The following is a 22,479-nucleotide window of genomic DNA, read 5'->3' on the forward strand; positions in this document are numbered from 1 at the left end:
TTAGCATTATCTATTTATGGCAGTACCTATAGAATCCGAAGAAAGAGGTCAATTTGGATCAAGTCTTGGTTTTATCATGGCTGCGGCTGGATCAGCAGTAGGACTTGGTAACATCTGGAGATTCCCTTACCTAGTGGGAGAAAACGGAGGTGGAGCTTTTGTGTTTGTTTACATTATCTGCGTTTTACTGATCGCACTTCCACTATTATTCAATGAAATCGCACTGGGAAGAAAATCCGGCAAGAATCCGATTGGGGCGATTCGTGATACAGGAGGAAATAAGTTTTGGCAATTGACAGGCGTACTTTGTGTATTAGTCTGTTTTTTTGTTTTTAGCTATTATTCTGTGATTGCAGGCTGGACAGTGGGCTATATAATTACCGAAATTATCAATGTACCAGTTGATTTCGAGGTCTTTATTGAGACCCCTTTGTATGTGATCCCATTGACTTTTCTATTTATCCTTATGACAATCACGATTGTATTGGGTGGTGTGTCCGGAGGAATTGAAAAGGCTTCAAAATTCTTGATGCCAGTTCTGTTTATCATCATCATATTCATTGCTGGTAGATCAGTTACTTTAGAAGGAGCTCAGGCAGGAATTGATTATTACTTGAAACCTGATTTCGCCAAAATCAATCCTACAGTCATTCTCCAAGCTTTAGGGCAAGCATTCTTTTCGATGTCAGTTGGATGGGGATTGATGATTACCTTTGGATCTTATTTGCCTAAAAAAGCAAATATCATTCAGTCATCCGGCTGGATAGCTGGAATGGATACTTCAGTGGCTCTTTTGGGAGGATTAATGGTGTTCCCAGCGTTATTTGCTTTGTTGCCAGGTAAAGACCCTGCGGCAGGACCAGCGTTGGTTTTTGACGTGCTTCCAAAAGTTTTTGCTGAAATGCCAGGCGGGCATATCATTGGAGCTTTATTCTTCACCTTATTGATGGTGGCTGCTTTGACTTCTACTATTTCTATGTTGGAGGTTCCTGTAGCTTATTTAATCGATGATCGAAAGTGGGGTAGAAAAAGAGCTACTTGGACCGTAGGAATTGGAGCTATGATACTTTCTGTTCCTTCAGCTCTTTCTGCAATAGAGGGTAATTTCTTTGCGGATTTGAGCTTTAATTTCTTGGGGAATCCCTTAACAGGATTCTTCGGAATCATGGACTTTGTTTTTGGAACATTTGCAGTAATTGTCATCTGTCTAATGCTTGCGCTGTACACAGGATGGGCATCCAAAATCTCAGATTATGCAGATGAGTTAGCTTCTGGAGCACCTTCATTTAAGGGACCTTTCAGAGGAGCTTGGATTTTCTTTATTAAATATGTTTGTCCAATAGTAATCATTCTCTTGATTTTGAATATGGTCGGTGTTTTCGGAGCGCCACAAGCAGCTTAATTTATCCTAGAAATAATTTTAAAAGGGGCTTTTGCCCCTTTTTTTGTGAATTACTACTTAACTATTTTGATTTAGCATTCTTTTTGTTGTATTTGAAATGCATTTGTTTGTCATATAACTAAATTCAATGCGTGTACTTGTAGTCGATGATGATAACATTCATCTTTTGATTCTTAAAAAGATTTTTGAAAAATCTCAAGATGATGTGGTTCTGGCTCATAATGGATTAGAAGCACTTCGATTTCTTAGAGAGGATCCCCATTTCCATGTGATTCTTACAGATATCATGATGCCTGAAATGGATGGTATAGAATTCCTGACTCAATTGAAGAATAATTTGCTTTTCAAAAGCATCCCCGTGATTGGTTTCACTGCTGGGGATGTTGAATATTTTCGAAAAAATTCCCCGAATAAATTCGACACTTTAATCCCTAAACCCCATAATTTTTGGGATTTATACCTACTAGCAAAAGATAAGGCAACAAAAGATTTGAATTAAAATCTATTTTTTGGCAAGTGAATTGTTAATTTTTTCAAAACCTTTACGTTTTGTAAACTGAATCAAAACTCACTTTCATGAAAAAATTTATTCTACTCATTGCTTTTTTGGGTCTTGGCCTTTCGGCTTATGCTCAAGAATTTTCTCTAGGGCCTAAGTTTGGGCTATCATCTACCAAAGTAGATTTCGAGAAAAATAATTTTATTCCGGGGGATGCCGAGACTGGGTATCACGTTGGGTTATTTGGTAGACTTGCGTTTGGTGGTTTCTATATGCAACCAGAGCTTTTGTACACAAAGACAAGTGGAACATTTCAAATAAACAGCCCTCAGCCAGGAGGAAGCTCAGGCACGAACTCCTTTTCTGAGAATTTTAACCGATTAGATATTCCTTTAATGCTTGGGGTCAAATTATTCAAATTTTTTAGAATACAGGCAGGACCAATCGCAAGTATTGATATCAATTCAGACTTGAAAGATGCTACAGATACAGTTCAGAATGCAGATTTTAATTCGGCAACTTTAGGGTATCAGGCAGGGTTAGGATTAGATATTGGAAACCTAATTATCGATGCTAAATATGAAAGTTCACTCTCATCCTTGACAGGAAATATTGGAGGTTTTGAAACAGATCAGCGAATCAATCAATTCATCCTTTCCGTAGGATTTAAGCTTTTTTAAATTCTAAAGGATTCTAATAAAAATGCCCGTTTGGAATCAACCGAACGGGCATTTTTTATGAGTTGGTCTATTTATTTTTCCATCACGACTTGCGTTGGCTTTGCCAGTTCGTGAATAGGATCCAAATCTACCACGTAAACACTTCTTCCATGCGTTCCAACCACAAGGTCATTTTCTCGGTTTTGGATGGTCATGTCATAAATGGCTACGTTTGGAATGGCTCCTTGGAATAGATTCCAGTTATTGCCTCCATCCATCGTTATATAAAGTCCATGGTCTGTTCCTAAATACAGGATAGCTTCATTCACTTTATCCTCTACGATAATGTTGGTGGATTCATCTGGGAGATTTCCTTTGATCGCTGCCCAAGTCTTTCCATAATCTGTGCTTTTATACACGTAGGTGGCAAACTCATCACTACGATAGCCATTGAGGGTTACATAAACCAATCCTTCCTGGTGGCTCGAAGGTGCAATGCTGCTCACCCAGCGATCTTGAGGCAAACCAGCATTCAAGCTGGTCCAGTTACCACCGTTGTTTCGAGTGATCCAAACATTTCCATCATCCGAACCTGCGTAGATCGTTCCAAACTCCAATGGAGATTCTTCTACTACAGAAAGGGTCGCATAAGGAACGTTTCCGCTTTTTTGATTTTTTGTCAAGTCAGGAGAGATGCGCTTCCAAGTATTTCCTTGATCCAAACTTTGATATACATATTGCGAAGCCATGTATACGATGTCCTGGTTGTGGTAGCTGAGTTCAGCAGGTGTTCTCCAGTTGTATCGATTAGGAGCGGTGCCGATTTCATGACCTGGAGTGATAAACTTCCGCTGACCAGTGGTCTTATCGATACGGAAATACATCCCAAATTGGGAACCCGTATACACAATATTATTATCCCGGGTATCGACTGCTACCACCATTCCATCTCCTCCCATCAGCGATTCCCAAGGATCAGACGGATCATTGGTCGACTTACCAAACCAAACGCCGTTATCCTGCATTCCGCCATAGATATTGTAAGGTTTGGCATCATCTGTCATGATTGAGTAAAACTGTGAGATCGGCATCTGAGTATTCATGTGATCCCAAATCGCTCCTCCGCCATAGCTTCGGTAAAGTCCGCCGTCATTCCCCAATAAAATATGCTTGCTATCTGTTGGATTGATCCACATGGATTGGTGATCAGAGTGAGGTCTGCCAACTGAGTCGGTTCTGCTGAAGTTTTTACCTCCATCTCTGGAAACCAATAAGGGAACACCCAAGACGAAAATCTCATCTTCGTTTTCAGTATTTACCCGGATTTCGCCAAAGTAGTATCCATAAGAATTGTAAAGTCGGCTGATATCTGATTCAGAAACCTTTTTCCAAGATTTACCGGCATTCTCAGATCTATAGATTTCTGCGCCAATCACCGCACCATCAAACATAGCGGCATTTGCGTCAACAGCTTCACCATTGTAGTTGGCAATCTGTGAAGTGGTGATTTTCCCTGTTTTTAAGAGACGCTTTACTTCTTCTGCAGTGTAAATAGTGGCAAATCTGTTTGATCTTAGAAAAGTATCTAACCTTTTATCTTCAAGTCCTAAAGCTTCTTCCGTACTCATGGTTTTGAAATCTTCAAATTTCAAAGCGTTCTCATCTGGCTTTGCTCCACGCTGTCTTGGCGCTTCAGGCGCTTTGTCGGATTTAGCTTGGTTATCTAGCAAGGCATAAACCACATCTGGATTGCTCTGGCTAAAGTCAAAACCGATTCTTCCTACAAATTCGTCCTGTGGGAACCCATCCACTGATTTTTTCCAGGTATTTCCACCATCCTCAGATCTCCAGATAGATGATCCTTTTCCATTGCCAATGAAATCATGAGCCTGACGGAATCTCTCCCAGCTTGCAGCCAAAAGGACATCAGGATTTGAAGGATGAATTTTGATATCAATGATTCCTGTATTGTCATCGATGTAAAGTGTCTTTTTCCAAGTCTTGCCACCGTCGGTGGTTTTGTACAGACCACGCTCTTTATTTTTCGAATAAAGTCCACCCATTGAGCCTACCCATACGACATCCGGATTAGTCGGGTGAATTTGAATAGAACCGATATGCTGCGAATGAGGCAAACCCATCATCGTCCAGGTTTTGCCTGCGTCTGTGGATTTGTAGATTCCAGCTCCTGCATAAGTTGATCGGCTGGAATTGTCCTCACCGGTTCCAACCCAGAGAATATCATTATTAGATGGAGAAAGAGCCATATCGCCAATACCCAAGGCTCCTTGATGATCAAAAATTGGAGCAAAGGATTGACCATTGTCCTCGGTTTTCCAAACTCCGCCAGAAGCTGCTGCTACATAAAATGTGTTTTGATTTTGAGCGACTTCGATATCCACGATTCGTCCGGACATATTGGTCGGACCTACGTTTCTGGCTTTGAAGTCTTTCAGTGGAGTGGAGGAAAGCAGGGCTGCATGTTTCTCCATCGATTCGATTAATGCCTTTTCTGTAGTTGGCTTGATATCCTGAGCTTGAAGATTTGCTCCGGTAGTCAGTGCCAGGAATCCTGAAGCGATCAGAATTCGAAGGGTAGTGGTTTTTTTCATAGGATGCTTTTGATAAAAACGAATATAAACAATCGCGGGCAAACTCGGAGGAGATTGCCCGCTAGTGGATAAGTAGGGAGATAAATGGTTATTTCTGCACCAATCTTGTTTTGTAGAAAACGACATAATCTTTTTCTACTTCTTGATAATCTGGAGAAAACCAAATTTCTTCTTCTGAAACGAACTCGTAGACGAAACCCAATCCTTTAGGTTTTTCAATGATTGGGCTGACTGACTTTCCGTCAAAAAGAACGAGGCCATTGGTATTGACATCTGTCATTTTTTGATACCCGGCATCTTGGTCTTTTTTGATTAGATCAAATATGTCCTGATACTCCGCCTCGGTTAAGCCTCGACTGTAGTTGACCAGAAACCGGTTTTTTTCTGTTCGGTGAAAGGAATTAATTGCTCCACCATAAATATCCTTTGACTCGTATATTCCAAATTTATCCGAGTCTTTAGGTTCTTTTTCAATAAATTCCTGAAAGGGGATCTTTCGGATCGATGCAGGACTATCTAAGTTAGAAAAGTGATAGCCGTAAATCACGGGTTCATTTCGAAAAGCTACAAAGAGCGAGTCGTCTTTCCGTGCTAGTGCGGTAGAATAGCTGATGTTTAGATAACTTTTTTCACCAGAACTAAATTTTGAGGCTTTTGGGAAAGGCATTTCAGGAGAAAACTGACCACTTTTTAGATCAAGAACTTCCACTTTCCTGACTTGAGTTTGAAATTCTCTCCCCTCTACGCCGAACTCATCTGCTATTCTTCCTTCCCATGGATAATAAATCTTTTCACCATAGCTGATTAGCTTATTGGAATACGGAATAATCAAAGAAGAGCTGGGGTTAAAATCTGGAAGAAATGTCCGCGTCGCTTCCCCAGAGAGGGAGTAAAGGTAGAATCCTCGAAAAGCGGGAATTACTATCTCTTCACTATTCAAAAACCTTGGTAATCCTGATCTTCCTTGTTGATAGAATCCTGGCCCATCTCCTTTTTTAGTGTATTTATGAAGGATTGCTCCTTGTGAATTAGTAACAAAGAGGGTATCCGTCTGTTGGCCAATCAATAAAAAAGTCTTTCCATCTTCACTGATATCAGCCAAATACAAATTTCCAAGATAATCCACCACCAAGGAATCATAGATTTCAAATTCCAGAGTTTGCTCCGAAAGAGGAGTGATGAGGATTTTGGACTCTTTGCTCTGGCAGGAAAAGAGAGCGATAAACGAAACGAATATGATAAATGGGTTTTTCATTTTTGTACCAACCGAGTTTTGTAGATAATGGAGTAATCTTTTTCGGATTGAGAGAAATTGAGCGAAAACCAGATTTCATCCCTAGATATAAATTTATTTATATACCCCAGTTGTTCAGGTTTCTCAATGATGGGACTAATGTCTTTTCCATCAAAAAGAACCAAGTCTCCTTCGTTTTTTTCACCTGCGAGTTGGAACATTTTATCAAAATCTGTCCCTGCATCTGAGATTACTTGCTTAGCATCATCATCAGTAAGCCCGCTAAGGTAATTTATCAGAAACAAGCCGTCAGGCATCGGGATTACCTTATTTATAGTTCCAAAGAAGAAATCTCTAAAGTTGAATTGACCACTAATGGTTTTTTCCGAGGGATTTTTTTCAAGAAAAGTAGGGAATGGAATAGTTTTCACGGAAGCAGGGGTGTCCAAATTCGTCAGTGAGTATCCAAATAGTTTAGGCTCTGTTCGGAAATTAATAAAAAGTGTATCTCCTAGCAGTGCCAAATTAGAATAAAGCTCAAGTTGGCCATATTCTTCCGTTGCACTACTCAATTTGGAAGCTTGAGGAAAAGGAGTGAAAGATTGGAAATTTCCAGATTCTAAGTCTAGCACTTCAACTTGCTTTGATTTTTGCTGAAGCGCTAAGCCTTGCTGACCAAGATCTCCATAGCGACCTAAAAGACTCATGTAAACTTTATTTCCCTTCACAAAATGAGTTTCATTAGAAGGAATTAGCAATTGTGACATTCCGGTAAAGTCAGGATTATACTTCCTTAATAGCTCCCCTTGCAAAGAATACTGATAAATTCCCTGACTACTAGGAATCAAATAATTCTTATTATCAATAAATTTTGCAACCCCAGATCGATTGCCAAGGATATTTTCAGGTCCCTCGCCAGTTCGTTTATATTGATGTAGAATAGATCCGCTTGCATCAGTGACAAAAATACTATCAGTGTTTTGATCGATAAGTAGAAAATGAGATTCATCAGGACTGATATCCATTAGCGTCACATTCCCCAAATAATCTACCACCAAGGAATCATAGATTTCAAATTCCAGGTTTTGCTCTGAAAGGGGAGTGGTAGGAATTTCAGGTTCCTTGCTTTGGCAAGAAAACATCACCAGTGTAAGTGCAGCTAAAATTAGGAGTTGGTTTTTCATTTTTTTACCAATTGGAGTTTGTAAAAAGTGAGGTAGTCTTGCTCTTCGCCAAGGTATTCGTCATCTCGAAGGGCATAGAAAGGCTTTTCAAGAGACTCGATGTTAAGAATATGCTTAATGGAATTTGGAATGGTTATTTCATTTGACCAGACAGAATCAGCATTTATGAATTTTAAAATATGCCGTTGAAACTCTCCATATTTTGGGAAATTTTTTGGGTTTTTCAATTCATTTTGAGTAAAAATTTCCTCGCTAATCCCTTCAGTATAAGTGACGAAAATCCCATCGGGGCGAGGATAAAAACCTGAGATCCGACCATCTAGCATACGATACCTAGAGATGTATTCATAAGGCTTGGAGTGCTCTCCGTTGTCAAAGAAAACCGACGGAGAGAATGAAAAAGTCCTAATGTATTTGAATTCGTTAGCCATATCATAGATATGGATTAGAGGTTCATTATTCAAAACCAGATATAATTTATTATTGACTATTCCGAAGCGTAAATTTGCTCTTTCATAATATTTGTCAGTTGTATATCTAGAAGTCGAAGGCAATTTTATAATTGGTTCTGCTTCTCCACTTGTGAGATTTAGCTTCTCCAGTAGGAAATGATCTCTGAAGAAAAATGGATCATATTGATCTGCTCCATCCCTTCCAGGATACCAGGCGATTAGGTGGCCATTCCATGGTTCGAAATTTCTCCCAAAAGACATCCCCTCATTTGAGATTGACAGGAATGGCATATCAACTTGTTTACTCAGTGTAAGGTCAGGATTGAATTCATAAAGCCAGCTTAAGAAACTCATTCCATAGAGTTTTCCCCGTTCATCATAGCGCAGTGTCGTAGGATAAATTACTGCTCCGGGACCTTCTTTTGGATAAGATTGCTGATTTAGAATCTCACCTGTTTCGTCAAATTCTACTAGACTATTTGGTTTAAAATCAAAAATCACACCTTTTCCATTTCTGAATTCTCCACCACTAACGCTCCCCAGATAATCCACCTGAATAGAATCCAAAATCATCAGTTCCCACTCATTGGAATCTTCTTTTGCCAATGAACTCTTATCTGCTTCTCCACATGAAAATAGTGTAAGCGCAAGTGCAGCTATTTGTAAGAGTTGGTTTTTCATTTTTGTACCAGTTTGAATTTATAAATCCGAAGAAAATCCTCCTCTTCTTCTTCATTTGGAGCTTTTTCCATCCAGAGATAACCACCTCCCGAAGTAAAACCTGCTCGGTTTACGCCTTTTGGAAATGGAATTTCAGCTTCCAGTTTTAGAGTTTTTTGGTCAAAAATTAGGATCCCTTGTGGTAATTCTGCTTCCAGTTTTTCATAAAGTGCTCCCGCTTCTTCAGCTTTTCCTTGCTCCCAAAGTGCATCCGCCTCTTTCATTTTTTCAGGATCCATGCCAGGATAATATTGCGCTAAGATTTTCCCATCTACTAAATGAATATTTCGGATCGCTGGCGTACTCCCATTTAGGGTAACTGATCCTTCGGAAAACTCGGAAAAAGCCTTTGACTCCAATGGCTCATAACCGGGAATTGAAAAACTCACCATGGTATCAAGCACAGTTCCTTCAGGAGATAGGTCATACACATATAGCTTTTGCTCCGCTCCCAGACAAATGTAAAGTTTGCCATCTTTTGCCTCGAATGCAGGAGAATAGTCACTTTCATAGTAACCTGTACCATTTAAAAACATACTCCCTTCTTCAAAAGGAATGATTTCTTTGGCTGTATTTGATTCCGGATCGATAAGCTCTAGTGCCTTAAAAGAAGTATAAAATTTCATTTCCCCTTGGAAGCTGTCGTGAGATCTAACCGATTTGGAAAGCAGGTAATCTTTCCCATCTAGTTTTGTGGATTCGGTTGATTTACCTGGAAAAGTCATAAAACCCGCCATTCCGACGGACTCAGGGTGATCGATTTTTTGGATCATATTTCCTTCCAAATCATATAGAAAGATGCCCTTCATCCCCATCACCACGATTTGATCTGATTTAAACAAGCCGGGAACTTCCATCATAAACCCGTAAGCATCGGGAGTATCTTCTTTTTTAGAAAATCTAGATATAATTTCACCTTTTTCATCAGTGGTGATGAGATCGCTGCTGGCGAAATCATAAAACAGAAACTTGCTGGCATCAGGGCTTACATCAGCGATCAATGGATCTCCCAAAATCTCCAAATCCAAGGAATCCAATAGTTCCAATGTATAAGAAGGTGGAGCACTCTCTAAATCGCTTTCTGTGGATTTTCCACAAGAAGAGAACAGGCATACTGCTAAAATCAAAATAAAAAAAAATCGAGTTTTCATGCTATAGTTGGTTTGCCTAAATATAAAAAGCCAAACCGCAAACTAAAAGTAAAAACTAGTTTAAAAATCTGTTTTGCTAAAATCTTCTTTTTGATTCTAAGAATTAATTTAAGTCAAAAAAAAACCTTCGAGAGGTTGAACCCTCGAAGGTTGGTGATTAGATCAAGTTGCCATCGGCATCCCATTCCGCTACCCTTCCCCGATCCTCGGGTTTCAGGTAGAGGGACAAGTATTGCTCGGGGAGAGAAACGCCGTGTTTTTGCATTACTTCAGCTGGAACACCATCCCATACATTAGCTTTATTTCCCAGATAGTCCATGTATTTCCATCCGGCTTCAGTAGAGAAGAATCCCGTTGCAGCAAAATTCCGAACTAGGTTAAACCATTTTACTCCGCCTTCAAACTCAGGCTTTGCAGTGTCCGGCCAAGCGACATCATCAATGATTTCCATGATCTGATCTTGGTTGAGTTCTAGAAATGTCTTTCCAAACCGCTCATCCGCTTCGTAATCCAGCCACATCAAACCACCTCGCATAGGAGTCTGATTGGATGGCTGATCGATCATCATGAAGTCGATGAAGTCCACTGTTCCTACTTCGGAGGCAGCTGGGGATTCAGCATCTTTTGGCATTACGATATCTACAAGGATAGTCATCTTTTTCTTTTCTTCTTCCGTGAAAAAGTGCTCGGCCATCAGTTTTTGATCGCGAAGTACTTCCTCGTCAGTTCGACCTCCAATGGTACCACTTACTGGGGGAGGAGGGGGGATTTTTTGTGCATCGGGTGTACAATTGGTCAATAGTAGCCCCGTTCCGATTGAACCAGTGAATAGCAGTTTTAGATTTTCTCTTCTGTTCATGGCTTAGATATTTTTTTGTTTCAATTGCTCAATAATGAAATCTGATGTTCTCCAGCTCAAAGCCAAGATGGTCCAAGTTGGGTTCTTATCTGCCTGAGAAACAAATGTTCCCGCATCGACTACGAATACATTTTTACAATCATGTACTTGAGAATTAGAATTACATACAGAAGTCTTTGGATCATTTCCCATTCTGGAAGTGCCCACTTCGTGGATGATTCTCCCTGGAGCAGCAAGTCCGTATTTTGTATCGGCACCTGGTTTAGTTCCTAATAAAGTTGCACCAGCATTGGTCAAAATTTCTTCGAAGGTGTCCTGCATGTGTTTGGCTTGAAGAATCTCTTGATCGGTCCAGTTATAGTTGAATCGAAGTACAGGGATACCATATTTATCAACCACATTTGGGTCTATTTCGCAGTAATTATCATAGCGAGGGATACTTTCACCTCTACCTGACATTCCCAAGGTCGAGCCATAAAGTGAACGAATATCTTTTTTCAACCCTTCTCCATAGCCACCGTTGGGACTAGGCTTTCCAAACTCGTCTATCACGTACTTTCGCATGGTATTCATTCCCATTCCAGAGCCATAAGAAGGTTGACCCATTCCACCCCAATATTCGATGTGGTAGCCACGTGCAAAATCTAATTTTTTGTTATCGAGCCACCACGGAGTGTACATGTGCATGCCACCAACTCCGTCTTCATTGTATCGATCTCGATTAATTAAATCAGGCATGATTCCCATTCGGTCAGCTCCAGTTGAATCGTGTAAGTAACGTCCAAGAGTTCCGGAACTAGCTCCGATTCCATCGGGGAAAGCTTTGGATTTGGAATTCATGAGAATTCTTGAAGACTCACAAGCAGAAGCTCCAAGTACCACGACTCTGGACTTGAGCTTGTATTCCTTCATATCTACTTTGCTGACAAAAGAAACTCCCGTGGCTTTTCCGGTATCATCTGCAGTTACTTTTCGCACCATACTATGGGTGTAAAGATCCACTTTACCTTTCTTCATCGCAGGATGAACTAGGCAAGTTCCTGCAGAGAAATCTGCATAAGCCTGACATGCTCTGTTACATTGATTACAGAAAAAGCAAACACCCCGCTCGTTATTTATCGGTCGGGTAAGCATCGATAAACGTGATGGGATCATCGGAATTGCAGCTTTATCCGTTCCTTTTTTGATTAAAAGTTCGTGCAATCGAGGCTTTGGAGGTGGAAGAAAAAAACCATCCGGTTCATTATAGATGCCCTCTTTTGTTCCAAAAACCCCAATAAGTTTATCCACTTTATCATAATATGGCTTAACATCTTCATAGCCAATAGGCCAATCATCCCCTAAACCATCCATACCTCCTCGCTTAAAATCATTCGGCCCGAATCGAAGGGAGATTCTGCCCCAGTGATTGGTTCGACCACCGACCATTCTAGATCTGAACCAGTCGAACTGAGTTCCATTTTTTCGGGTGTAGGGTTCTCCTTCGATATCCCAACCACCGATTGCCGCATCAAAATCACCAAAAGGACGAATTCGAGTACCAGCTCCTCTTCGGATTGATTCCCATGGTGGACGTAGCTGAGTTCGATCCTCTTCTTTAGCAGGATCAAAGTCCCCACCAGCCTCTACAACTGCCACAGATAGGCCTGCTTCGGATAATATTTTAGAGGCCATTCCTCCTCCTGCCCCGGAGCCTACTATGATCACGTCATAAGCCTCTCCTGAATTTTTTATTTGAAAGCTCATTAGATAAATTTTTTTAACAAGTTATTAAGATAGGATAAAAAATTCGAGGATCGAAATTGATTTATAGAATTGATAATTTTCCTCTAAAATCGAAAAGGTGGATCTTCCTTTCTTGACAATAGCTAGAAATTGAATATTCCTCCAGTGAGTAAGAAAACCACCTTTTTATTATTGAATTTCGTGTTATTCTTTAAGTGTTCGGTAAGACCAAAAAGTGCTTTTCCAACATAGATTTCATCTAAAATCAGACCTGTATTCTGCATGGTTTCCCTAATGAAATCTTGTAACTCTTTGTTGGATTTCCCATATCCTCCAAATGTGTATTGATCCAAAATTTGATCTTCAATTTCAAAACTTGAAATAGGTGGAGTTTTTAACTCAAAAAATTCCAAAAGATTGTTGGATACTATTGGTACAGAGATTTCATTTTTACGCGCAATACTTACCCCCAATAAAGCTGTTGTCGGCGAATACATTTGAACTCCTGCCAATAGACCTGAAAAGGTAGTGCCAGTGGCAAAAGTTGTTGCAATTAGGTCTGGATTTATTTGCGTGTTTAACTCCTGAACTACCTCAGCATATGCTTTTATTCCCTCATGAGATTTTCCCCCACCATAGATAAAAAATGCGTTCTCTCCGGCATTTTTGAGTTTTGTAATTTCCTCTTCGATCCTTTGCGCTACCTCATCAGGAGTACAAATTGAATATTCAACTCCAGCTTGATCACAGATGCGTTTGTTTAGGGATTCTTGATGGATATGGGGATTGTTATCATAGAGAACGATTCTCAATTTGAATCCCATTTTTTTCGACATTAAAGCTAAAGCTCTATTGAAATTAGAATGAGGTCCACCTGCAGTTACAATATAGTTTGCCTTTTGATTTTTAGCCTTTTTCAAGATTAAAGCGATCATTCGGGCCTTGTTTCCCCCTCCACCTTCTGGGAAAAGATCTTCTCTTTTGAGATAAAAATTTGTTTCAGTCAAAGAGGATAAATATTGTGAATATTGAAGAGGAGTAGCTTCGATCATTTATTTATCTATTTGGTTGATATCCTTTATTCTTAATGAATTCATTAAAGCCTGGATTCAAAAGGATGGGACCTCCAACCTGAGTTAGCCTTGCTTCTGGTTGAGAATTAATCTCAATGATTTTTATTCCCTTATCAGTGAAGGCAAGGTCAATTCCTGCAAATTCTAAAAAATCAAAATGGTTAACAATTTCTTGAATTTGCTTATAGCAATTTTCCCAGTCAGGGAATTTAACCCCAGCTATCTGCTTTCCTGAATCAAGATGTTTAGCATACCAGCCTGGTTTACCGGAGTAGGTGTATGCCTTCGACATTTCTCCAGATTGTGGATCGATACTACATGCCATTCCGCCTTTAGAAATATTATCAACTGAGCTAGATAATGAAGTCCCAAATTTTTGGGCAATCATGAGGATTTCATTTTGACCAGACGCATTTTTATAAAAAGTGACTCGGGTGGTATTCAAGCAACCCGGGAAAACATCGGATAAAAATTGGTTGTTTTTCAATACATTATTTATCACAAAATCTTTTTTAATTAAGTCTTTTATAATCTGATCAAAATTTTCCTTGGTCAGCAAAAATATCCCTCTCCCTCCACCATCAGAAATTGGCTTAACTATCAGATTTCCGAATGCATCAAGGGCGGATTTTAGGAATAATTCTAAATCCAGTAATTTATTGGGAATCCCTTTTTGGAAAATAATGGATCCTCGAGAACAGAAAGCAAAAAAATCCGGGAGCCATTCTTTTTTATCTCCCAGTAGAATTGGGAGATAACTTTTGTAGTCTATTAAGGTGGAAATTGACGGGTGATTTATTGGGTAGAGCTTAGCATAATCGCGATCATTTAAAAAAGAGTTAAATCCAAATTTCTGGAAATCTAAGACCAAATCTGAACTAGGAAAAAAACCATTTTTAATTAAAATCTTTTTTCTTTCTTCCGCTATAGAAATCTTGATGTCTTTTAGAAACCAATTACGCTTTTTTGAACTCTTTCTTATTTCTCTTATTAATGCATTTTTAATTCTTGACCAGTTCATAGTTTAAGTCGAGAAGTGGTATAGTTTTTTTTAAGAATTGCTTTAAAAATAGACAGTAAATTGTAAAACAAACTCATTTTTTGTTATTTGAATACGCTAATTCCGATAGTTGAAAATTAGTTTTTAAAATCCCTGCGGTTGAATAGAAGTGCTATTGATATGAAATGAAAATAGATTTAAAACTAAGTTTGTAGATTTTGAATACTTGAAACAGGTGTTAGAGGTTAAAATTGAAGAGTTCACAGTCAGAAATAGAAATGAAATTGAAAGATAAAATTATAGTTAATTTTTGCCCAACGGGCATGGTCCCTACAAAAGCTTCAACTCCTCATGTACCTATTTCGCCTGAAGAGATTGTGGAACAAACCCATCAAGCTTATGAGATGGGAATAACTATTGCACATCTTCATGCCAGAGAAGAGGATGGTACCCCAACTTATTTGTCCTCCACCTATAGAAAAATTTTTGAAGGAGTTCGAAAACACTGCCCCGATTTGATTATTTGCGGAAGTAGTTCGGGAAGGAATTTCCCTGAGTTTGAAAAAAGATCTGAACTGCTGGAGCTTAAACCTGATTTGTGCTCACTGACTTTATCTTCCTTGAATTTTCTTTCTCAGGCGTCTATTAACGCTCCAGACATGATAATTGCCTTGGCAGAAAAAATGAATGACCTGGGAATTACTCCTGAGCTCGAATGTTTCGATTTAGGTATGATCAATTTTGGGAAATACTTAATCAAAAAGGAGATTGTTTCCGGTCCATTTTATTGGAATTTGCTTTTTGGAAATATTGCAGGTTTTCAGGCTAATTTCTCTCAAATAGGGACAGCAGTGCAGGAAATCCCAGAAAATCATTTCATCAGTTTTGCCGGTCTTGGGGAGTTTCAACTCAAAATGAACGCTATGGCTATAGCAATGGGATATGGGGTGAGAATAGGGTTGGAAGACAATATCTGGTGGGATACTAAAAAAACCATTAAGGCTACCAATTTAGATTTGGTTAAGCGTGTTCATGATTTAATGGAAATTCATCAAGTTGAGTTATTTGAACCTTTGGAGTTGGGTAATATGGGGTTTTATAATAAGTATACTCAGAGAAGAGCATCTAAGAATGTGCCTGTTTCTCAATAAATTGTATTGATGGAATTTCTTGGACAAGGTAAATCAATCAACCAAGTAAACCCTTTGGTTTCTGTATGTGTACCCACGTTTAATCATGCAAAGTTTATTAGGTCCTGTTTAGAAAGTATCCTTATCCAAGAAACAGATTTCCCATTTGAGATTTTAATTGGGGAGGATGATAGTACAGATGGTACACGAGAGATTTGTTTGGAACTTGCACAAAACCACCAAGATAAAATCAGACTTTTTCTTCGAAAGAAAGAAGATAAAATATTCTTATTTGGTCGTAAATCCGGAAGAGGAAATCATCTTGGTCTCTATGGGTCAAGTAGAGGAAAGTACGTTTGTATTTGTGATGGAGATGATTTGTGGACTGATCCATTAAAGCTTCAAAAACAAGTAGATGCTATGGAAAAATATACCTCAGCATCTATGTGTATTACAAATTCTTATTTGGAAATGAATCCTGGGCAAAACCCTCCAGGGGTACCGGATCAGTTTAAGGTTTTCAATAGAAAGTCTATAAACAAAGTCTTTTACATGGGGCATATTTCAAGTTGGATGTTGAGGAATGAGATGAGTGAACTCCTTTCCAACGAAATTGTAAAAAAGCCAATTCCTTTAGACAAGGTGATTTTTTCATTTTATAAGAAAAAAGGAGACATCGTATATCTTCCAGAGATTACTACTACTTACAGGTATAACCCCAATGGAATCTATTTGAGCCAATCTAAAAAGAAAAACCATCGTGCTCTATTCCGACATAATTGGTATTTGTTTAGATTTATCCATAAGGACCCCATGCTTTTTTTGAGGTCAATTATTTATAATTTGGGACGATTTTTTGTGAATTTTAATTGAGAGAAATAACTGGAATGGATAAAATAGAACAAACTAAAAAACTGATTCTTCTGGGGCATAGTGAAGGGGGAATTGGAGTATTAATGGATTTAGCTAGTGAGTTAAGCGGCGTCAATCAATTTGATATTGTAAAGAATATTGATTTGCCTGACTGTGTCTTCTCCCCTGAATTATATTCTATTCGCCATTTTTTTGACTTTGAATATGACTTTGAATCGAATGTAAAACTGGGTGTTCAATTTGGAGTTCATCATTCAAATGTTAAGTATCTTCTCTATTTCCATTTTTTGAAAAAATTCGGAATTGAAAAAGAGCGATATATTTCAATAAAACATCCAAGCTCCTATATAGCTCCTAGTGCAGAATTAGGTGGTGCATTATTTTTGGAACCACTTTCTGTCATTTCTTCCTATTCTAAGCTTGGGTTTGGAGTGAGTATCAAGCGATCTGCATCTGTGGGACATCATGTTAATTTGGGTGACTTTGTAAATATAAATCCACGGGCAGTTCTCTCTGGCTATGTCAATATAGGAATGGGTACAGAAATAGGTGCCGGAGCAGTAATTTCTAATAATGTGAATATAGGGTCTAGGACTCTGATAGGGGCGGGAAGTGTAGTCACACGAGATATTCCAGATGGTGTCATTGCCTATGGAAATCCCTGTAAGGTGGTTAGAGAAAATGAACGGTGGGCAAAAATCACCTATTAAAGAAACCAGCGAATTTATGAACGTTTTATTGACTAGCGTGGGTCGGAGAAATTATCTCATCGACTATTTTAAAGAGGCGGTAGCTCCTTATGGAGGCAAGGTATACGCAGTCAACAGTCATGAAAATGCCCCAGCGCTGTATGTTGCTGACGAATTTAGACTGGCACCTCCGATTCATTCCGATGACTACATTCCTTTTCTGCTGCACTTTTGTATAGAGAAAAAGATTGAATTGATTGTTCCACTTCTGGATAATGATCTTCCTGTTTTGGCTCAAGCTAAAAGACAATTTTCCGAAGCTGGAGTTTACGTTTTAGTGGCCGATTTAAATTTGGCCAAGTTAGCCAATGATAAATTTCAGACTAGTTTATTTCTCAAGCAGGAAGGGTTTGATACTGTTGGTAACTATTGTGATTTGGATTCATTCGTTCAGGCAAAAGAACGCGGAGAAATTGATTTCCCTGTGATCATTAAGCCTAGATGGGGCATGGGTTCTCTTTCGGTCTATCTTGCTAAAAATAAGGAGGAATTAAATTTTTATTTCAAAAAAGCAAAAGAGGAAGTACTAAATTCATTTTTGAAATTTGAAAGCAAGCAAGACCCCGATAAGGAAATCCTGATAATGAATAAAATAGAAGGAGAGGAGTATATGCTGGATGTAATCAATGATCTGGATGGGAATTATCAGCTTACTATTGTCAACAAAAAGTTATTGAGAAAAGCTGGTGAAACTGAAGCGGTAGAGACAATCCGTCATGAGGCAGTGGAGCTGTTAGGGCAGAAGATTTCAGCATATTTTCGACATCCCCTAGTCATGGATATTGATGTGATCGTCAATGATAATGGGATTTATATCATAGAGTTTAATCCTAGGTTTAGCGGGGGCTATCCCTTTTCCCATGCAGCTGGAATCCATTTGCCAAAGGTATTGGTACGATGGCTGAAGAAAGAGCGTTTCGACTCAGTCGAATTCCTTACTCCGAGAATTGGTACTAGATCAATGAAGGGATTTGTAATGATCGAAGCGAGAAAATTTACTGATTGATTTCTTGCTCGATATAAGGCCAGATTGTCTTAAAAACGATTTTATGACCTTCTTCTGTCGGATGGATTCCATCTGGAAGATTCAGTTCAGGAATTCCTCCCACATTTTCTAAAAGGAATGGAATTAAGGTGACATCTTTTTCTTTTGCCACTGCCGGATAGATTTCTTTAAATTCATTCGAATATTCCTGACCCATATTTGGTGGGATCTGCATACCGGCTAAAATAATCTTTGTCTCCGGAAATTTTGTGCGAACCTTATCTATCATCGCAAGCAAATTGCTTTTTGTCTCGGACAATGCGATTCCTCTCAACCCATCATTTCCTCCTAATTCCAAAACAAAAATATCTGGTTGATCTTCCAAAAACCAATCCAATCGACTCAATCCACCAGCAGTAGTTTCTCCTGAAAGACCTCCGTTAATCACTTTGTAATCCAATCCGAGGCTATCTACTCGCTGCTGAGTCAACCCTGCAAAAGCATCGTCTTCGTCGATTCCGTAGCCTGCGGTAAGACTGTTGCCGAAGAATAGAATGATTTTCCGGTCAGATTTGATTGCCGGAGATTCAGTTTCCTGGATTTCAGAAGAAGCGTTTTCTTTCTTTTCAGAAGAGCAGGAGATAATCCCAAAACAACAGATGAATAGAAGAAGAATTAGATTTTTATTGGAATACATAAAATGTCGGACTTTAGAAATATGTAATGCAAATATTGGGAAAAAGTTCAGCCGTACCTGTTTTTTAGGAGATTGTAGATTCAATTATTTCTCAGTTAAAAATAAAAAATCAGACCACTAATCCCATTTTCTACTCAATATTCCATTGAATTGCTGTTATTTAGCGGTTGACTGTTCATTTTCGATCATTTAACAAAGTGACTTCATACCCGTTTTTAAGAGGTGTGTTTACATAAAAAAATCAATGACTATACTTTCTATAAAAAACCTTAGTAAAACATATCAAAGCGGTAGCCGAAAATTGACTGTTTTGGATGAGGTGAATTTTGATATCGAAGCAGGAGAGACTCTTGCAATTGTAGGACCCTCTGGTTCTGGAAAAACTACCTTACTCGGACTTTGCGCGGGTTTAGATTCAGGTTCCACGGGATCTGTCAATCTCAATGGCAATGCCTTGGAAAAGCTCTCTGAGGACCAACGCGCATCCGTTAGAAATCAGAATGTGGGTTTCATTTTTCAAAATTTCCAATTGTTACCCACGCTCACTGCGTTGGAGAATGTGATGGTTCCACTTGAACTTAAAACGCGAAAAGATGCGCGTCAGAAAGCTCAGGAATTGTTAAATAAAGTAGGATTGGGAGACCGAGCTTCTCATTATCCTACGCAGCTTTCAGGCGGGGAACAGCAGCGGGTGTCTATTGCAAGAGCTTTTGCCAATGAACCAAAGATACTTTTTGCGGATGAACCCACTGGTAATCTGGATACTGAGACTGGTGAAATGATCGAAAAATTAATTTTTGACCTGAATAAAGAGGAAGGAACTACGCTTGTTTTGGTCACCCATGATTTGGAGCTAGCAGCAAAAACGCAGCGAATCATCCATATCAAAGGCGGTAAAATACAGGAGGACGCTCATGCCTGATTTTGGATGGATTATTAAGATGGCTTTTCGGGATTTCCGGAAAAACATCTCTCGCTTGTTACTATTTGTTTCCTCTATCGTAGTTGGGATTGCTGCTTTGGTAGCTATTAGTTCTTTTGGGGAAAATCTTACTGCTGATATTGATAACCAAGCTAAGGAGCTTCTAGGGGCCGATCTAGTCTTGGAAAACAGTAAGCCGGTTGGAGATCAACCGCTCGATAGCTTGGCTTTAGAAATGGCTTCTGAAGTTAATTTTGCTTCGATGGTCGCTTTTCCAAAAACCGGCGCCAGTCGTTTGACTCAAGTGCGCGCATTGGAAGGAGCTTTTCCGTTTTATGGATTCTTTGAGACGATTCCTGCTTCTGGAGATGCAGATTTCCGCTCAGGTGGAAAAAAAGCGTTGGTAGAAAAAACACTTCTAGCTCAATTTAATGCACAGGTAGGCGATTTAATCAAGGTCGGTGAAGTGGAATTTGAAATTGTGGGAGAGCTTCAAAAAGTGCCCGGACAGACTGGGATCACAGCTACGGTGGCGCCCGCAGTTTATATCCCTCAAGCTTATTTGGAAGAAACTGGCTTGGTACAATACGGGTCTCGAGTAAATTACAACAGATACTTCCTTTTTGCTGAAAACACGGATGTTGAGGCTTTAATTAAGCCATTTGAAGACGCTTGGGAGGTCGATCGAATCGATGCTGATACAGTTGAAGATCGGAAGCGCTCTACTGGTCGTTCCTTTGCGAATCTTTCCAATTTCTTGAGCTTGGTTGCGTTTATCGCATTGCTTTTGGGCTGCGTTGGAGTTGCCAGTGCCGTCAATGTTTTTGTCAAAGAAAAATTGGCATCTGTAGCAGTCCTTCGATGTTTGGGAGTTGCCTCTAGAGATGTCTTGTTGATTTATTTGACCGAAATCATCATCATGGGCTTTATCGGAGCGATTCTTGGAGCATTTTTAGGAACGCTTCTTCAATTTGTGTTACCTGCGGTATTTGCTGATTTTCTCCCTGTGGAGGTATCTTTTGGTATTTCTTGGCTTTCGGTTGGTTTTGGCATAATCACAGGCTTATTTGTCTCTGTTTTATTTGCCCTATTGCCTTTGTTGAAGGTTCGGAATGTCTCTCCAATGGCGACCCTTAGACCCGAAACTGCTGATTCGACCCTACTTAAGGATCCGTTGAGATGGTTGGTGATTTTTGGGATTTTGGCCTTTATATGGGGTTTTAGCTTCTATTTATTGCAAAACGTCAATTTGGCATTTGGCTTTACAGGGTTTGTAGTATTTGCTTTTGGGATTCTCTGGGGAGTAGCTCAATTGATTATTTGGGCAGTGCGGCGATTTTTGCCGATTTCATTTGAATATACCCTTCGGCAATCTTTAGCAAATCTTTACAGACCAAACAATCAGACAGTTTCCTTGATTGCGACGATTGGACTTGGAACTGCGATGATTTCCACGCTCTTTTTTCTCCAAAATCAATTACTCGAGGAGGCAAAATTTGCAGACAAAGAAGATCAGCCAAACATGCTGATGTTTGATATTCAGACTGCACAGTTGGGTGATGTCCGACAGGCGATCGAATCAAAGGGGCTTCCAATTATGCAGGAGGTAGCCATTGTAACCATGCAACTTGATGAGATCAATGGGATTGATAAAAAAGAGAATGAGGAACTCTCGGATGAAGAAAATTATTCGAGGTGGCTGTATAACCGGGAGTTTAGGGTCACTTACAGAGACACCTTAATCGACTCGGAAACACTGACTGAAGGAGAGTTGATTCCAGTTGGGGCTCGAGGAGACAGTATTTTTGTCTCATTCGAAAAGGGTTTTGGAGAGGGGAATGGAATAAAGATTGGAGATGAAGTGGTCTTTAATGTTCAGGGCAGACCTATTAAAACATATGTGGGAAGTTTTCGAGATGTGAAATTCAATCAAGTTTCTACCAACTTTCTGGTTCTTTTTCCGGAAGGAGTTCTGGAGCAAGCGCCTAAATTTCATGTCTTGATCACGAAGACCAAAAATGATCGCCAAGCTGCAGATGTACAGGTTGAGATCGTGCGGAGATTTCCAAATATCTCGATTATCAATCTTGGAGCGATCGTGGAGACCCTAGAGGAAATCTTGGGAAAGATTAGTTTTGTAATTCAGTTTATGGCCTTCTTCAGTATTGCAACTGGGATTTTGGTACTCATTAGCTCTTTGATCATTAGCAAGTATCAGCGGATGCGAGAAAGTATATTATTGCGAACGCTGGGTGCGAGTTCGGCGATTGTAAGCAAGATCAATACATTGGAATATTTCTTCTTAGGAAGCTTGGCTTCGCTTTCTGGGATCATTCTTTCCTTTGGTGCGACCTGGCTTCTGAGTGAATTCGTGTTTAATATTCAGTTTAGAGGAGCTTGGTTGCCAGCTTTAATTCTTTATCTGGCAATTACTGGTCTTACCATAGTGCTTGGCTGGCTGAATGGCCGAAAAATCATCAATCAACCACCAATGGAGATTTTGAGGGGAAACTAAAAAATCAGAAAGCTAAAATGAGAAGTCTGAAATAATTG

General features: G+C 39.4%; 19 protein-coding genes. 9 read left to right on the forward strand and 10 right to left on the reverse strand.

Going from position 1 to position 22,479, the window contains the following annotated elements:
* Positions 1–16: 16 nt before the first annotated feature.
* The 3 genes from P8O16_RS06395 to P8O16_RS06405 all read left to right on the forward strand — a co-directional run bounded on the left by P8O16_RS06395 (position 17) and on the right by P8O16_RS06405 (position 2,581).
* Positions 17–1,402, forward strand: coding sequence for a sodium-dependent transporter (locus P8O16_RS06395; protein ID WP_300312170.1), 1,386 nt, complete (start codon positions 17–19; stop codon positions 1,400–1,402).
* A 127-nt stretch (positions 1,403–1,529) separates the two neighbouring features.
* Positions 1,530–1,901, forward strand: a complete 372-nt coding sequence (locus P8O16_RS06400) for a response regulator (RefSeq protein WP_300312173.1) — start codon at positions 1,530–1,532, stop codon at positions 1,899–1,901.
* A gap of 77 nt (positions 1,902–1,978) precedes the next feature.
* Positions 1,979–2,581 (forward strand): porin family protein, encoded by a 603-nt coding sequence (locus P8O16_RS06405; RefSeq protein WP_300312176.1) that lies wholly within the window; start codon positions 1,979–1,981, stop codon positions 2,579–2,581.
* 71 nt (positions 2,582–2,652) lie between these two features.
* On the opposite strand, the gene P8O16_RS06410 is transcribed toward P8O16_RS06405, so the two are convergent.
* The 9 genes from P8O16_RS06410 to P8O16_RS06450 all read right to left on the reverse strand — a co-directional run bounded on the left by P8O16_RS06410 (position 2,653) and on the right by P8O16_RS06450 (position 14,591).
* Positions 2,653–5,172, reverse strand: coding sequence for a glycosyl hydrolase (locus P8O16_RS06410; protein ID WP_300312179.1), 2,520 nt, complete (start codon positions 5,170–5,172; stop codon positions 2,653–2,655).
* Between the two features lie 88 nt (positions 5,173–5,260).
* Positions 5,261–6,427, reverse strand: a complete 1,167-nt coding sequence (locus tag P8O16_RS06415; protein ID WP_300312182.1) for a hypothetical protein — start codon at positions 6,425–6,427, stop codon at positions 5,261–5,263.
* Positions 6,424–7,590, reverse strand: coding sequence for a hypothetical protein (locus P8O16_RS06420; RefSeq protein ID WP_300312184.1), 1,167 nt, complete (start codon positions 7,588–7,590; stop codon positions 6,424–6,426). Before P8O16_RS06420 ends, P8O16_RS06415 begins: the two co-directional genes overlap by 4 nt.
* A complete protein-coding gene (locus tag P8O16_RS06425) occupies positions 7,587–8,723 on the reverse strand; it encodes a hypothetical protein (protein WP_300312187.1) in 1,137 nt (378 codons plus the stop codon). The genes P8O16_RS06420 and P8O16_RS06425 overlap by 4 nt, the downstream gene beginning before the upstream one ends.
* Positions 8,720–9,913, reverse strand: coding sequence for a DUF4221 family protein (locus P8O16_RS06430; RefSeq protein ID WP_300312190.1), 1,194 nt, complete (start codon positions 9,911–9,913; stop codon positions 8,720–8,722). The genes P8O16_RS06425 and P8O16_RS06430 overlap by 4 nt, the downstream gene beginning before the upstream one ends.
* A gap of 157 nt (positions 9,914–10,070) precedes the next feature.
* Complete coding sequence (locus tag P8O16_RS06435) at positions 10,071–10,772, reverse strand: gluconate 2-dehydrogenase subunit 3 family protein (protein ID WP_300312193.1); 702 nt, start codon at positions 10,770–10,772, stop codon at positions 10,071–10,073.
* 3 nt (positions 10,773–10,775) lie between these two features.
* Positions 10,776–12,518 (reverse strand): GMC family oxidoreductase, encoded by a 1,743-nt coding sequence (locus P8O16_RS06440; protein ID WP_300312195.1) that lies wholly within the window; start codon positions 12,516–12,518, stop codon positions 10,776–10,778.
* Between the two features lie 122 nt (positions 12,519–12,640).
* Positions 12,641–13,549 carry a 1-aminocyclopropane-1-carboxylate deaminase/D-cysteine desulfhydrase gene (locus P8O16_RS06445; protein ID WP_300312198.1) on the reverse strand — a complete coding sequence of 303 codons (909 nt, stop codon included), beginning with the start codon at positions 13,547–13,549 and terminating at the stop codon, positions 12,641–12,643.
* A gap of 4 nt (positions 13,550–13,553) precedes the next feature.
* The gene (locus P8O16_RS06450; RefSeq protein ID WP_300312201.1) at positions 13,554–14,591 is read right to left on the reverse strand and encodes a sugar-transfer associated ATP-grasp domain-containing protein; all 1,038 of its coding nucleotides are present in this window, start codon (positions 14,589–14,591) and stop codon (positions 13,554–13,556) included.
* A gap of 257 nt (positions 14,592–14,848) precedes the next feature.
* On the opposite strand from P8O16_RS06450, the gene P8O16_RS06455 reads away from it, so the two are divergent.
* From P8O16_RS06455 to P8O16_RS06470, 4 genes are read left to right on the forward strand one after another with little or no spacing between them, the layout of a single operon-like run.
* Positions 14,849–15,721 carry a 3-keto-5-aminohexanoate cleavage protein gene (locus P8O16_RS06455; protein ID WP_300312204.1) on the forward strand — a complete coding sequence of 291 codons (873 nt, stop codon included), beginning with the start codon at positions 14,849–14,851 and terminating at the stop codon, positions 15,719–15,721.
* A 9-nt stretch (positions 15,722–15,730) separates the two neighbouring features.
* Positions 15,731–16,573, forward strand: coding sequence for a glycosyltransferase (locus P8O16_RS06460; protein ID WP_300312207.1), 843 nt, complete (start codon positions 15,731–15,733; stop codon positions 16,571–16,573).
* Positions 16,574–16,587: 14 nt separating this feature from the next.
* Entirely contained in the window at positions 16,588–17,283 is a 696-nt protein-coding gene (locus P8O16_RS06465) for a hypothetical protein (protein WP_300312210.1), read from the forward strand.
* A 16-nt stretch (positions 17,284–17,299) separates the two neighbouring features.
* Complete coding sequence (locus P8O16_RS06470) at positions 17,300–18,328, forward strand: ATP-grasp domain-containing protein (RefSeq protein WP_300312211.1); 1,029 nt, start codon at positions 17,300–17,302, stop codon at positions 18,326–18,328.
* Here P8O16_RS06470 and P8O16_RS06475 read toward each other — a convergent pair.
* Positions 18,318–19,004 carry an arylesterase gene (locus P8O16_RS06475; protein WP_300312213.1) on the reverse strand — a complete coding sequence of 229 codons (687 nt, stop codon included), beginning with the start codon at positions 19,002–19,004 and terminating at the stop codon, positions 18,318–18,320. The genes P8O16_RS06470 and P8O16_RS06475 overlap by 11 nt on opposite strands.
* A 244-nt stretch (positions 19,005–19,248) precedes the next feature.
* Between P8O16_RS06475 and P8O16_RS06480 the strand changes: the two genes are divergently transcribed.
* Both P8O16_RS06480 and P8O16_RS06485 read left to right on the forward strand, forming a co-directional pair.
* Entirely contained in the window at positions 19,249–19,926 is a 678-nt protein-coding gene (locus tag P8O16_RS06480; RefSeq protein WP_300312216.1) for an ABC transporter ATP-binding protein, read from the forward strand.
* Positions 19,919–22,441: an FtsX-like permease family protein gene (locus P8O16_RS06485; RefSeq protein ID WP_300312219.1), complete on the forward strand. Its 2,523-nt coding sequence runs from the start codon at positions 19,919–19,921 to the stop codon at positions 22,439–22,441. The genes P8O16_RS06480 and P8O16_RS06485 overlap by 8 nt, the downstream gene beginning before the upstream one ends.
* The last annotated feature ends 38 nt before the right edge of the window (positions 22,442–22,479 follow it).

The sequence above is a fragment of the Algoriphagus sp. genome (genome assembly GCF_029254265.1).
Taxonomy (GTDB): domain Bacteria; phylum Bacteroidota; class Bacteroidia; order Cytophagales; family Cyclobacteriaceae; genus Algoriphagus.